Here is a 12,988-nt window from a genome sequence, read left to right on the forward strand (position 1 = left end):
AGGGGGAAGTGAGGGGGGTGGCCCTTGCTAACGTTCAGCAGGCCCGCTTTCAGGAGCCCGTTGGAGTGAGCGTTCATTTGCCTGATCGGGTATCGCACCACTTCATTGTAACAAGCGCTGCGTACAGAAGTGGCTCGCTAATCTCCTGATACTCTGGCCGAGAAAGCATGGGTTCAGGCCTAAGTGTCACGCGATGCCACGCCTATCAGGTAAACTGAGGTCGACTCGTAGACGAAGACCGTGCCACCTAGCACTGGCGCGCAATTAATACCGGCGTACAGTTCGTTAACCCATGATCTGTGAGGATAGCAGGTGTTTATTCTCGTCGACACCACTGCAAAGAAAAGGCGAGCTCAGGCTCAGCTAGAGCGGAACCTGAAGTCCGCACTCGATCATCAAGGCTGCTTCAACATCGGCTTTCGCGGCGCCAATTTCGACCACGACGTTTTCGGATTCGGGCCAGGTGAGTTGTGGGCTTCGTTCATGCCGCCGGTGCAGGAAGACTCGACCAAGCGCTTCTGGAACGGCTTCGGCATTTTTCTGCCTGAGCGCGGGACCCAGCACATCACCGTCGAGATTAACATTCCTCTGGAGACCAACCAGGAACGAACTGCCGGTTTCTTCGCCGAGGACCCTCTGACTGGCGCCATCTACCTGATGCATTCCGGCAAGATTGGAGGCGGTCGCAAGGGCATTGGGAAATCGGATTTCCTGTTTTGGGCGAAGCCCCAGTTGGTGAATGTCGCCACGGGCGAAGGCGAGATCCGCAGTGGCCTCGTCATCGGGAATATCGACGATGAGGACCTGGCTGGCCGGATCTGGCGCTTCGTCCAACTGGTCGCAGAGTTCAAGGAGGCTGCCACTTCGGGCAATCTCAACAGCGCCGAATTTCAAACCCAGGTCGCAGACTTCGAGCAATACAGAAAGGAATTCTCCGGCCGCAAGCGTGGCAGACGCAGCGCCGGCGATATCGACTACATCAGCTATCATGGGGACGTCGTGGAGGCCCTGTATCAAGAGCGTTTAGCAGCACTCTGCGGCGGCGAGAAGATCAATAGAACAATTCTAATCGATCTTTTCGTCTCCCAGGGCGACAAGTACATTGAACTCTACGAGGTAAAAACGAGCACCGCACGCCAAATTCTCTACACAGCTATCGGACAACTTATCACACATGGCACCGGTAGCACACCGAAGCGATTCCTTGTGGTCCCGGAAGGGGAGGCCATCCCCAACGATTTGATAGCGGCTCTGGAGGAGAACAGGATCGTGGTCCGGCGGTTCAAGGTGACCGGACGAACGAAGAAGACAGTGTCACTCTTGCCGCCATAGGGGTCCGCTTCCGTGCTGCAACTCAACGCTCGGTGAATGGCGCTCAACGCCCTCCTTACGTGCCAGACGCCGCTGAAACCCCACCCCCACCAAAAACCCCCGGCGCATCGCCTGCGCCGGGGGCCATCCCTCTCAGCCAGGGCATCACCCGCCCCGGCTCCTCACACCCCTCACGCCGCCTGATCGCGGTCCACCGGCCCTGCCTCGCCCGCGAAGGTCAGGTGGCCGTCCGCCAGCCCCACCCTCACCGTCGCCCCGTCGAGGATGTCGCCGCCGAGGATCTTCTCGGCCAGCGGGTCCTGCACCAGCTTCTGGATGGTGCGCTTCAGCGGACGCGCGCCATAGGCCGGGTCGTAGCCCTTCTCGGCCAGGAAGTGCCGGGCCTCCGGCGACAGCTCCAGGACGATCTTGCGATCCTCCAGCAGCTTGCGCAGCCGGCCCATCTGGATGTCGACGATGGTGTCCATCTGCTCCCGCTTGAGGCGGTGGAACATGACGATCTCGTCGATGCGGTTGATGAACTCGGGGCGGAAATGACGCCGCACCGCGCCCATCACCATGTCGTAGGCCTCCTCGTCGGACACCACGGTCTCCCCCTCGTGGCCCGGCACCTTGAAGCCCATGGGCTGGCGGGGGTCGGCCAGGAACTCGGCGCCGAGGTTGGAAGTCATGACGATGAGCACGTTGCGGAAATCCACCGTGCGGCCCTGACCGTCCGTCAGGCGCCCATCGTCGAGCACCTGGAGGAGGACGTTGAAGACGTCCGGATGGGCCTTCTCCACCTCGTCGAACAGCACCACCTGGTAGGGCCGGCGCCGCACCGCCTCGGTCAGCGCCCCGCCCTCGTCATAGCCCACATAGCCGGGAGGCGCACCGATGAGGCGGCTCACGGAGTGCTTCTCCATGTATTCCGACATGTCGATGCGCACCATGGCGGTCTCGTCGTCGAACAGGAATTCGGCCAGCGCCTTGGTCAGCTCGGTCTTGCCGACGCCGGTGGGGCCGAGGAACAGGAACGAGCCGATGGGCCGGTTCGGGTCCTGCAGCCCGGCACGGGCGCGGCGCACGGCGGTGGAGACGGCGGCCACCGCCTCCGACTGCCCCACCACGCGCTTGGCCAGCTCCAGCTCCATGCGCAGCAGCTTCTCGCGCTCGCCCTCCAGCATCTTGTCCACCGGCACGCCGGTCCAGCGGGAGACGACGCCGGCGATGTGGTTGGGCGTCACCGCCTCTTCCACCATGTTGCCGTTGGCGCCGGCCTTCTCGATCTCGGCGAGGCGCTTCTCCAGCTCCGGGATCACCGAATAGGTGAGCTCGCCGGCCTTCTGGTATTCGCCATGCCGCTGCGCCGTGGCGAGGTCCGCGCGGGCCTGGTCGAGCTTGGCCTTGACGGTTGTCGCCTCGGTGAGCTTCTCCTTCTCCGCTTTCCACCTGGAGGTGAGGACGGAGGCCTTCTCCTCAAGGTCCGCCAAATCCTTCTCCAGCCGCGCGAGGCGGTCCCTGGAGGCGGTGTCGGTCTCCTTCTTCAGGGCCTCCTGCTCGATCTTCAGGCGCACGATCTCGCGGTCGAGGCTGTCCAGCTCCTCGGGCTTGGAATCCACCTGCATGCGCAGGCGCGAGGCGGCCTCGTCCACCAGGTCGATGGCCTTGTCGGGCAGGAAGCGGTCGGTGATGTAGCGATTGGAGAGCACCGCCGCCGACACCAGCGCCGAATCGGTGATGCGCACGCCGTGGTGCAGCTCGTACTTCTCCTTCAGGCCGCGCAGGATGGAGACCGTATCCTCCACCGTGGGCTCGGAGACGAAGACGGGCTGGAAGCGCCGGGCAAGGGCCGCGTCCTTCTCCACGTGCTTGCGATACTCGTCGAGGGTGGTGGCGCCGACGCAGTGCAGCTCGCCGCGGGCGAGCGCGGGCTTCAGCAGGTTGGAGGCATCCATGGCGCCGTCGGTCTTGCCGGCGCCCACCAGGGTGTGCATCTCGTCGATGAACAGGATGATGCCGCCTTCCGCGCTCTCCACCTCGGAGAGCACGCTCTTCAGCCGCTCCTCGAACTCGCCGCGATATTTCGCGCCGGCGATGAGGGAGCCCATGTCGAGGGCGAGCAGGCTCTTGTTCTTCAGGCTCTCGGGAACGTCGCCGTCCACGATGCGGCGGGCGAGGCCCTCCACGATGGCGGTCTTGCCGACGCCCGGCTCGCCGATGAGCACGGGATTGTTCTTGGTGCGGCGCGCCAGCACCTGGATGGTGCGGCGGATCTCCTCGTCGCGGCCGATGACCGGGTCGAGCTTGCCATCCCGCACGGCCTGGGTGAGGTCGCGGGCATATTTCTTCAGGGCGTCATAGGCGTTCTCGGCGGTGGCGCTGTCGGCGGTGCGGCCCTTGCGCAGGGCCTCGATGGCCGCGTTCAGGGTCTGCGGCGTGACGCCGGCCTTGGTGAGGATCTTGCCCGCCTCGGCATCCTTCTCGATGACGAGGGCCAGCAGCATGCGCTCAACGGTGACATAGCCGTCGCCCGCCTTCTTCGCCGCCTGCTCGGCAGTCTCGAACACCCGCGCCAGCGCGGAGCTCACATAGACCTGGCCGGAGCCGCCCTCCACTTTCGGCAGCTTCTTCAGCGCCGCTTCCACCTCGGCGCGCACCAGCGTGGGATTGCCGCCCGCACGCTGGATCAGCCCCGAGCACAAACCTTCCGGGTCATCCATCAGCACCTTGAGCAGGTGCTCCGGCGTGAACTGCTGGTTGCCCTCCCGAACCGCCAGCGACTGGGCCGACTGGACGAAGCCGCGCGCGCGCTCGGTATAGATCTCAAAATTCATGTCTCTCCTCCTTCTCGCGCCCGGTACCTTCTCAGGAAGCATAAGGGGCGCGGCGGGACACGGTCCCGGCATCCCCGGCTACCGCTGTACAGGTGGAACGAACCTGTGCCGTGCCTCATGTGGGTGTGGTCCGGCGGCAACGGAAGAGGGCGGAGGCCGATTTCGCGCGGATCTTGCGCGTGCAAGGCCCGGCCCCCTTTCGTCCCGCCGGCAGCATGTACCGATCCGCACCCGCCGCCTTGATCCAGGCGAAATTCGCTGGTGCTCCAGTGTGACATCTGCCGCTGCGACCGGTACGGCCCTGGAACCCTCCCCCAAGCGGGAGAGGGTTCCAGGGTGCACCTCGTCGAAGCAGCAGATTTTCCAACTAAGACACCGCCGAAACGCCCTTGGCCTTGACGCTCGACGCCCGCCATGGGAGGGGCGGCCCTGAACCGGAGAGATCGCCATGCCCGCGCCCGTGCCCCCCGCGCCCGTCTCGCCGGCATCCCCGGCCTGCGCCCTTGCCGATCTGCCCGCCGCCACCATCACCGCCCTCTACCGCCACCCGGTGAAGGGCCTGTCGCCGGAAGCCCTCGACGCGGTGACGCTGGAGGCCGGCGCCTTCTTCCCGAACGATCGGCTCTATGCGGTGGAGAACGGACCGAGCGGCTTCGACCCCCGCGATCCCCAATACCGGCCCAAGACCGCCTACATCATGCTGATGCGCCATGCGCGCCTTGCCGGCCTCGCCTCCCGCTACGACCCGGAAACGGCGACGCTCACGCTCCACCTCGACGGCCACGAGGCGGTCAGCGCCGACCTCTCGACGGCCGATGGCCGGGCGGAGGTGGAGGCCTTCCTCACCTTCCATATGGGCGAGGAGGCGCGCGGCCCCCTGAAGCTGCTCACTGCGCCGCAGGGCTTTCGCTTCACCGATTCCTTGCGCTCGGGCTTCCTGTCCTTGCTCAACCTCGACAGCGTGCACGACCTGGAAGCCCGCATGGGCGCCGGGCTCGATCCCCGGCGCTTCCGCATGAACCTGCATCTGGAGGGCTGGCCCGCCGGCACCGAGTTGGAGCTTGCGGGGCGGCACCTGAAGGTGGGAGAGGCCGAAATCGCCGTGCTCAAGCGCACCGAGCGCTGCGCCGCCGTGAACGTGAACCCCGTGACCGCCGCGCGCGACCTCAACGTGGTGAAAGGGCTGGTCGGCGCCTATGGTCACGCGGACTGCGGCATCTATGCCAAGGTGGTGCGCTCCGGACGGGTGGCGGTGGGCGACGAGGTCGCCCTCGCCTGAACCCTCCCGCACCGCAAGCGACAACGAGATGAGGAGAACGCCATGCCCCTGCCGCCCCGGATCCGCCTCGTCCCGGCTGTGTTCGCCGCGACTTTCCTCGCCCTCGTTCCCGCCTTGGCCCCGGCCGGGGCGGCGAGCTTCGACTGCGCCGGGGCCCGTGCCGCGGACGAGAAGGCGGTCTGCGACAGCTGCGACCTCGCCCAGCTCGATGTGAAGATGGCGACCCTCTACGGCGTCCTGACGAAACTCGTGGCCATGGGCCAGCGCGGCATGATCCAGGATGCCCAGCGCGCCTGGCTGGCGCAGCGCTCCACCTGCGGCGGCGACACGGGCTGTCTTTCCGGAGCCTACCGGACCCGGATCGGCCAGCTGGAAGCGGCGCTGGGCGAGATCTATTCCCGCGGCCCCTTCTGAGGCATGCTGCGGCGACCCGAGCGGGTCCGGCGACCCGCTGATCAAAGCGTGTCGCGTTCCATGACCCTTGCTTCCCCGCCTCCCTTTCCCGGCGCCTCCGTCATGTCCTTCGACGCGGTGGACACCTGGGTGTTCGACCTCGACAACACCCTCTACCCCGCCCACCACGATCTGTGGTTCCAGATCGACGCCCGCATGAAGGGCTACATCTCGGACCTGCTGGGCATTCCGCCGGAGGACGCCTTCCGCATCCAGAAGGACTATTACCGCCGCTACGGCACCTCCCTGCGCGGCCTGATGATCGAGCACGGGGTGGAGCCGGACGCCTTCCTCGCCCATGTGCACGACGTGGACCTGTCGGGGCTGGATGCCGCGCCGCGCCTCGCCGCCGCCATCGAGGCGCTGCCGGGGGCGAAGATCGTCTACACCAACGGCTCCGAGCGCCACGCCCGCAACGTGCTGGAAAAGCTGGGCATGGACGCGCATTTCGCCGCCGTGCACGACATCGTGGCAGCCGAGTTCCACCCCAAGCCCACCGAGGAGGCCTATCTGCGCTTCCTCAGGACCCACGGCGTGGACCCGAAACGCGCCGCCATGTTCGAGGACCTCGCCCGCAACCTGGAGGTGCCGCACCGCCTCGGCATGGTCACCGTCCTCGTGATCCCGCCGGGCGAGACCATCGCCGCCCGCGAAAGCTGGGAGTTCGAGGGCCGCGAGGATGCCTATGTGGACCACATTACCGAAGACCTCGCCGGCTTCCTCGAAACCGTGGCGCGGGAAGCCCCGCCGCCGGTGACGGAGCAGGACTGAGGCGAAACCGGCCTTGACCGAGGGCCCCCGTACCCCGGATCGGCGACAGCGCAGCTGAAGCGCCGATCCGGGGTCCAGAGCAAAACTGCTGCGCAGCAGGCAAAGCTGAGCGCCCGCCCCATAAGGCGCCTTCGGCGCCTCTTGCGCTGGCTCCCGACTCTCCTTCCACTGCGCTACGCTGCGTTGCAGTCGGCCGGGACACGGGGCCGGGACAGTCAGGGGGAAGCCATGACCGCGACCACCACCATCCGCACCCTCGATCCCGCCGAAGTGGAGACGGTGGTGGACTGGGCCGCGCGGGAAGGCTGGAACCCGGGCCTTGCCGATGCCGCCGCCTTCCTCGCGCAGGACAAGGGCGCCTTCCGCGGCCTGTTCCGCGACGGCGCGCTGGCCTCGGTCATTTCCGCCACGGCCTATGCGGGCGGCTTCACCTTCGTCGGCTTCTACATCTGTCGGCCGGACCTGCGGGGCCAGGGGCTCGGGCTAGCCCTGTGGCAAGAGACCTTCGCGGGGCTTCAGGGCACGGTCGGGCTCGACGGGGTGCTGGCGCAGCAGGACAATTACGCCCGCTCCGGCTTCGGCCTCGCCCATCGCAACATCCGCTATGGCGGGACGGCGCCGGCCGGCGCACCCGATCTCCGCGTGGTGGACATCGCCCCGGCTTATCTCGCCGGCGTGGCGGCGCTGGATACCGCCTGCTTCGGCTTTGCCCGCCCCGATTTTCTCAAAGCCTGGCTCGCCCCGCCCTTCGGCCGTGCCTGCGCCTTCCTCGTGGACGGCGCGGTGAGGGGATATGGCGTCATCCGCCGCTGCCGGGAAGGCCACAAGGTCGGCCCCCTATTCGCCGACGATGCGAAGGGCGCCGCCGCCCTCTTCGGCACGCTGGTCGCCACCGCGCAGGGCGGTCCGGTCTTCCTCGACGTGCCCGAGCCCCATGCCGCCGCCCGCGCCCTCGCCGAGGGGGCGGGGCTCACCCCCGTGTTCGAGACCGCGCGCATGTATCGCGGCCCGGCCCCGGACCTGCCGCTCGGGTGGATTTTTGGCATCACCACCTTCGAATTGGGCTGATCCGCCTTGAGAGCGCCGCGACACCCCGTTAGCTGCGACGCAGCAACGGCGGAGGGACGCGTGGCTTACGGTCTGATCGGGGGAGCAGGTGTGGGATTTGTGCTGGGCGGGCCGCTCGGCGCCTTGCTGGGCGGGCTTGCGGGACATGCCCTTGACCGGCTGCTGCTCACGCCCGCGGAAAAGCCCGCCGCCTTCTCGGTGGCGCTCATCGCCCTCTCCGCCAAGATGGCCAAGGCCGACGGCGTGGTGGTGCCGGCGGAGGTGGAAGCCTTCCGCGAGGTATTCGACATCCCGCCCGAGGATCTGGACGCGGTGGCCCGCCTCTTCAACCTCGCCAAGCAGGACACCGCCGGCTTCCAATCCTACGCCCGGCAGGTGGCGCAGATGTTCGCCGACGCCCCGGACACCCGCGAGGACCTGCTCGACGCCCTGTTCCACGTGGCGAAGGCCGACCATGCCCTGCACGAGAAGGAACTGGCATTCCTGGAGGAGGTGGGCCGCATCCTCGGCTTCGCCGGCCCCGCTTATGCCCGCATCGAGGCCCGGCATGTGCGCCGGCCGGGCGACCCCTATGCCGTCCTCGACCTCGACCCCGGCGCCTCGGACGAGGAGGTGAAGGCGCGCTGGCGGGCGCTGGTGGCGAGCCATCATCCCGACAAGCTCGCCGGGCGCGGCCTGCCGCCCGCCGCCATCAAGCTGGCCAACGACCGGGTTGCGGCGCTCAATGCCGCCTACGCCGTCATCACCCGGCAGCGGAGGCTGGCATGACCGCGCCGGACACCGCCACGCCGGGGTTTCTCGACGCCCCCGACAGCCCGTGGGTGGACGCCCTCCTGCCCTCGCCCAATTTCGGGCCGCGCAAGGCCAAGGTGGACATGCTGGTGCTGCACTATACCGGCATGGCGAGCGCGGAGGCCGCCATCGAACTGCTGCGCGCCCCCGGCTCCGAGGTGTCCTGCCACTATGTGGTGCGCGAGGACGGCAGCGTGGTGCAGATGGTGGCCGAGGCGGCGCGGGCCTGGCATGCGGGCCGCTCCTGCTGGGAGGGCATCAGCGACACCAATTCCCGCTCCATCGGCATCGAGATCGTCAATGGCGGGCACGATTTCGGCTTGCCCGACTTTCCCGCCGCGCAGATCGCGGCGGTGATCGCCCTTTGCGCCGACATCGTCGCCCGCCACGGCATCCGCGCCGACCGGGTGCTCGCCCATTCGGACGTGGCCCCCGCCCGCAAGCGCGACCCGGGGGAGAACTTCCCATGGGCGGCGCTGCATGCCGCCGGCATCGGCCATCTGGTGGCGCCGTCGCAGGCCGAGGGCGGGCGTTTCCTGATGCTGGGCGATGCCGGGGCGCCGGTGGCGGCGCTCAAGGCCATGCTCGCGCTCTACGGCTACGACATCGAGCTGACCGACGCCTACGACGCCGCTACCGCCGAGGTGGTGGCCGCGTTCCAGCGCCATTTCCGCCCGGCCAAGGTGGACGGGGTGGCGGACGCCGCCACCATCCTCACCCTGCGTGACCTGATCGCCACCCGGCCGGGGGACGTGCCGGAGGTGGCCTGAGCCGCGCCTGAGCGTCAGGCGATGCCGGTCAGCAGCAGATCGTGGATGTGCAGCACGCCCACGGGCGCCCGGCCCTCCACCACCAGCAGCGCGGTGATCTTGCGGCTGTTGAGGATGTTGAGGGCCTCGGAGGCGAGCTGGTCCGGCCGCACCGTCCTGGGCGCGGGGGTCATGATCTCCTCCACCTTGCGGGCAGTCAGGTCGTTGGCCATGTGGCGACGCAGGTCGCCGTCGGTGACGATGCCCGAGAGCGCGCCGTCCGCAGCCACCACGCCGACGCAGCCGAGGCCCTTGGCGCTCATCTCCACCAGCGCCGCGCCCATGAGGGTGCCGGCCGGCACCACCGGCACCGCATCGCCCTGGCGCATCACGTCGCGCACGAATTTCAGGCTCGCGCCCAGCTTGCCGCCGGGGTGGAACTGGCGGAAATCGAGGGCGGTAAAGCCCCGGCTCTGCAGCAGGGCCACCGCCAGCGCGTCGCCCAGCGCCAGCTGCATGAGCGTGGAGGTGGTGGGCGCGAGCCCGTGGGGGCAGGCCTCCTGCGCCACCGGCAGGTTCAGCACCACGCTGGCGCTGGAGGCGAGCGCGCTGTCGGCGTTGGAGGTAAAGGCGATCAGCGGCACGTCGAAGCGGCGCGAATAATCCACGATATCATGCAGCTCCACCGTCTCGCCCGACCAGGAGAGCGCCACGATCACGTCGTCGGTGGTGATCATGCCGAGGTCGCCGTGGCTGGCCTCGGCCGGGTGGACGTAATGGGCCGGCGTGCCGGTGGAGGCGAGCGTCGCGGCGATCTTGCGCGCCACATGCCCGCTCTTGCCCATGCCGGTGACGATCACGCGGCCGCGGGAATTCTGGATGGTGGCCACGGCCACGTCGAAGGCCGCGCCGAGCGGGCCGGCCATGGCCGTGGCCAGGGCCGCGAGGCCCGCCTTTTCGGCATCAAGGGTCGCAAGCGCGGAGACAACCGCGGCGGGATGCACATGGGGCCCGTCGTCGGCCGGAACTTTATTTGCCGGAGAACGCTTCATGGCGACTGGATAGCACCGTTCGCCCGCAAAGGGGAGAGACGGCCCGCCACTGGCCGGGCGACCCGGTTGAAGGAGAGAGCCGGAAAAGCTCCCTCTCCCGCCCGACCTCGGCTGTTGCCGCGTTCGGATGTGAGGTTCCGAAGCCGGAAACATCCGGCTTCGGGTCGGGGAAGGCTGGGGAGGGGGCAAGCGCGAAGGAGCGACAGGCGCCCGAAGGAACGAACCGGGAAACGCCGACGAAAACCGATTCGGTCATGCTGCGTTCCCGCTGCGTGCGGGCCTTGGAGCGGCGTGTGTTCCGGAATGGGACGCGACCTTATCTTGCGTCGCCCGTCTCCATGCGCCCCTCCCGCCCCCGATTCCGATCGACGCGGATTTGCTCTAGGCTTGCGCCGTTCGATCCAGCGAAAGCGCGCCGGCCGCATGTGGTCCCGCCTCTATTGGCTCGCCGTGGGCGGCCCCCTCGCCGCCGGCCTTCTCGTCATGGGCGCCGATCCCGGCCCGCTGGCGGACGCGCGCAATGGCCTGTTCGACCTCTACCAGCGCGCCGCCCCCCGCGCCTACGATCCCGACCTGCCGGTGCGCGTGGTGGACGTGGACGAGGCGTCGCTTGCCCGCATCGGCCAGTGGCCGTGGCCGCGCGCCACCGTGGCCCGGCTGGTGGACAGGCTGACCGCCGCCGGCGCCGCCGCCATCGGCTTCGACATGGTGTTCTCCGAGCCGGACCGGCTGGACCCCGCCGCCGTGGTGGGCCTGTTGCCCGAGGATGTCCGCGCGCCGGTCCAGACCGCGCTGGCCGGGCGCCAGAGCAACGACGAGATCCTTGCCCGCGCCCTCGGCGAAAGCCCCTCCGTGCTCGGCGCGGTGCTCACGGGGGCGCGGACCGGCGCCGCCTATCCCGCGAAGTGGGGCATCGCCGCCGCCGGTGATGATCCCCTCGCCTTCGTGCCGCGCTTCGCCGGCGCGGTGGCGCCCCTGCCGGGCCTCGCGGCGGCGGCGAAGGGCATCGGCGCGCTGAACTGGCTGCCCGACCGCGACCAGGTGGTGCGCCGCGTGCCCCTGCTGCTCGCCCTCGACGGCAGGCTGGTGCCCGGCCTCGGCGCCGAGGCGCTCCGGGTGGCGCAGGGGGCGACCACCTATGTGGTGCGCGCCTCCAACGCCAGCGGCGATGAGGGCTTCGGCACCAAGTCCGGCATTACCGCGGTGAAGATCGGCGCCCTCGACGTACCCACCGATGCACAGGGGGAGGTGCGGGTGCGCTTTACCCCCACCGATCCGCGCCGCTTCCTCTCCGCCGCCGCGGTGCTCGACGGCACCGTTCCAAGGGAGGAACTGGAGGGCCGCATCGTTCTCGTAGGCACCAGCGCCGCCGGCCTCATGGACACAAGGGCGACCCCCATCGACGCGGCGGTGGCGGGGGTAGAGATCCAGGCCCAGCTCATCGAGCACATGGTGACCGGCGCCAACCTGGTTCGGCCGGACTGGGCGCGCGGCGCGGAAATGGTGCTCACGGCGGTGCTGGGCCTGCTGCTGGCCCTGGTGCTGCCCCGCGTCCCGGCGCTGGCGGCGGGCGTCGCCGGAGCGCTGGTGGTGGCGGCGCTGGCCGTCGGGGCGTGGCTCGCCTTCACAAGGCTCGACCTGCTGCTCGATCCCATGGGGCCGGGCTGGGCGGTGCTCGGCGTCTATCTCATGGGGGTGCTGGCGCTCTATCGCGACGAGCAGCAGCAGAAGAAGTGGGTGCGCTCGGTGTTCGGCCGGTTCGTCTCGCCGCAGGTGGTGGAGAAGCTGGCGGAAAATCCCGAGCGCCTCGTGCTCGGCGGCGAGACGCGGGACATCACCATCCTGTTCTGCGACCTGCGCGATTTCACTTCCCTCTCGGAGACCATGGACGCCCAGGCCCTCACCCGCTTCATGAACGCCTATCTCACGCCCATGACCGAGGTGGTGCTCGCCCATGGCGGCACCATCGACAAATATATCGGCGACGCCATCATGGCGTTCTGGAACGCGCCCATGGACGATCCGGCCCACGCCCGCAACGCGGCCCTGTGCGCCCTCGCCATGTCGGCCCGCCTCGATGCGCTGAACGTGGAATGGCGCCGGCAGGCGGAGGCGGAAGGCCGGCCCTTCGCGCCGGTGCGCTGCGGCATCGGGCTGGCGACGGGGCCGTGCTGCGTCGGCAATCTGGGCTCCGACCAGCGGCTCGAATATTCCTGCCTCGGCGATGATGTGAACCTCGCCTCGCGCATCGAGGGGGCGACCAAGTCCATGCGCGTGGACATCCTCGTCTCCGAAGCGACGCGCGATGCCGTGGCGGACCTCCCCTTCCTCGAGGCCGACCTGTTGATGCTGAAGGGCAAGTCGCGGGCGAGCCAGCTTTATCTGCTGGCGGGGGATGCGGCCTTCGCCACCTCCGATGCCTTTTCGAGCCTCGCTCGGCGACATGCGGCGCTCATGTCGAGCTATGGCGCCGGCCTTTTCCCGCTGGCGCACGCAACCGCCGAAGCGCTCGCCGCCGATGGCCCGGAACGCCTGTCCCGCTTCTACGCCCTGTATGCCGAGAGGTGCCGAGATGCCTCCGTCGTCCCAGCCCCTTCGGCCAGCCCCGGATAGAGCCGCCCCAAGCCGCGCTTCGCGCTTGCAAACCTTCCGCTCCGTCCGCAAGAAGGCTGCATG

At 68.6% G+C, this 12,988-nt stretch carries 10 protein-coding genes; 8 read left to right on the top strand and 2 right to left on the bottom strand.

Features of this window, described 5'->3' with window-relative positions; all coding sequences use genetic code 11:
• Positions 1–312 precede the first annotated feature (312 nt).
• On the top strand, positions 313–1,332 hold the full coding sequence (locus K9U40_RS19100) for a hypothetical protein (RefSeq protein ID WP_282891726.1): 1,020 nt from the start codon (positions 313–315) through the stop codon (positions 1,330–1,332).
• Between the two features lie 170 nt (positions 1,333–1,502).
• Here the strand turns inward: K9U40_RS19100 and clpB are convergent, their stop codons facing one another.
• Entirely contained in the window at positions 1,503–4,148 is a 2,646-nt protein-coding gene (clpB, locus tag K9U40_RS19105; protein WP_282891727.1) for an ATP-dependent chaperone ClpB, read from the bottom strand.
• A gap of 448 nt (positions 4,149–4,596) precedes the next feature.
• On the opposite strand from clpB, the gene K9U40_RS19110 reads away from it, so the two are divergent.
• The 6 genes from K9U40_RS19110 to K9U40_RS19135 all read left to right on the top strand — a co-directional run bounded on the left by K9U40_RS19110 (position 4,597) and on the right by K9U40_RS19135 (position 9,281).
• Positions 4,597–5,427, top strand: a complete 831-nt coding sequence (locus K9U40_RS19110) for an MOSC domain-containing protein (RefSeq protein WP_282891728.1) — start codon at positions 4,597–4,599, stop codon at positions 5,425–5,427.
• A gap of 42 nt (positions 5,428–5,469) precedes the next feature.
• Positions 5,470–5,841, top strand: coding sequence for a lysozyme inhibitor LprI family protein (locus K9U40_RS19115; protein WP_282891729.1), 372 nt, complete (start codon positions 5,470–5,472; stop codon positions 5,839–5,841).
• Positions 5,842–5,901: 60 nt separating this feature from the next.
• Positions 5,902–6,651, top strand: coding sequence for a pyrimidine 5'-nucleotidase (locus K9U40_RS19120; protein ID WP_282891730.1), 750 nt, complete (start codon positions 5,902–5,904; stop codon positions 6,649–6,651).
• 228 nt (positions 6,652–6,879) lie between these two features.
• Entirely contained in the window at positions 6,880–7,719 is an 840-nt protein-coding gene (locus tag K9U40_RS19125) for a GNAT family N-acetyltransferase (protein ID WP_282891731.1), read from the top strand.
• A gap of 60 nt (positions 7,720–7,779) precedes the next feature.
• Complete coding sequence (locus tag K9U40_RS19130) at positions 7,780–8,487, top strand: molecular chaperone DjiA (protein WP_282891732.1); 708 nt, start codon at positions 7,780–7,782, stop codon at positions 8,485–8,487.
• The gene (locus K9U40_RS19135; RefSeq protein WP_282891733.1) at positions 8,484–9,281 is read left to right on the top strand and encodes an N-acetylmuramoyl-L-alanine amidase; all 798 of its coding nucleotides are present in this window, start codon (positions 8,484–8,486) and stop codon (positions 9,279–9,281) included. Before K9U40_RS19130 ends, K9U40_RS19135 begins: the two co-directional genes overlap by 4 nt.
• Positions 9,282–9,295: 14 nt before the next feature.
• Here K9U40_RS19135 and K9U40_RS19140 read toward each other — a convergent pair whose 3' ends face one another.
• Positions 9,296–10,312, bottom strand: a complete 1,017-nt coding sequence (locus K9U40_RS19140) for a KpsF/GutQ family sugar-phosphate isomerase (RefSeq protein WP_282891734.1) — start codon at positions 10,310–10,312, stop codon at positions 9,296–9,298.
• A gap of 423 nt (positions 10,313–10,735) precedes the next feature.
• Here K9U40_RS19140 and K9U40_RS19145 point away from each other — a divergent pair, with 423 nt between their 5' ends.
• Positions 10,736–12,925, top strand: coding sequence for a CHASE2 domain-containing protein (locus tag K9U40_RS19145; RefSeq protein WP_282891735.1), 2,190 nt, complete (start codon positions 10,736–10,738; stop codon positions 12,923–12,925).
• Positions 12,926–12,988: the final 63 nt, after the last annotated feature.

The sequence above is a fragment of the Xanthobacter autotrophicus genome (assembly GCF_030015065.1).
GTDB classification, from domain to species: Bacteria; Pseudomonadota; Alphaproteobacteria; order Rhizobiales; family Xanthobacteraceae; genus Xanthobacter; species Xanthobacter autotrophicus_D.

What these genes read in the sequence shown, in the direction of transcription:
- clpB (WP_282891727.1), bottom strand. Translation starts at nt 4,148, where the DNA reads ATGAATTTTGAGATCTATACCGAGCGCGCGCGCGGCTTCGTCCAGTCG.
- K9U40_RS19135 (WP_282891733.1), top strand. Translation starts at nt 8,484, where the DNA reads ATGACCGCGCCGGACACCGCCACGCCGGGGTTTCTCGACGCCCCCGAC.
- K9U40_RS19110 (WP_282891728.1), top strand. Translation starts at nt 4,597, where the DNA reads ATGCCCGCGCCCGTGCCCCCCGCGCCCGTCTCGCCGGCATCCCCGGCC.
- K9U40_RS19125 (WP_282891731.1), top strand. Translation starts at nt 6,880, where the DNA reads ATGACCGCGACCACCACCATCCGCACCCTCGATCCCGCCGAAGTGGAG.
- K9U40_RS19140 (WP_282891734.1), bottom strand. Translation starts at nt 10,312, where the DNA reads ATGAAGCGTTCTCCGGCAAATAAAGTTCCGGCCGACGACGGGCCCCAT.
- K9U40_RS19115 (WP_282891729.1), top strand. Translation starts at nt 5,470, where the DNA reads ATGCCCCTGCCGCCCCGGATCCGCCTCGTCCCGGCTGTGTTCGCCGCG.
- K9U40_RS19145 (WP_282891735.1), top strand. Translation starts at nt 10,736, where the DNA reads ATGTGGTCCCGCCTCTATTGGCTCGCCGTGGGCGGCCCCCTCGCCGCC.
- K9U40_RS19120 (WP_282891730.1), top strand. Translation starts at nt 5,902, where the DNA reads ATGACCCTTGCTTCCCCGCCTCCCTTTCCCGGCGCCTCCGTCATGTCC.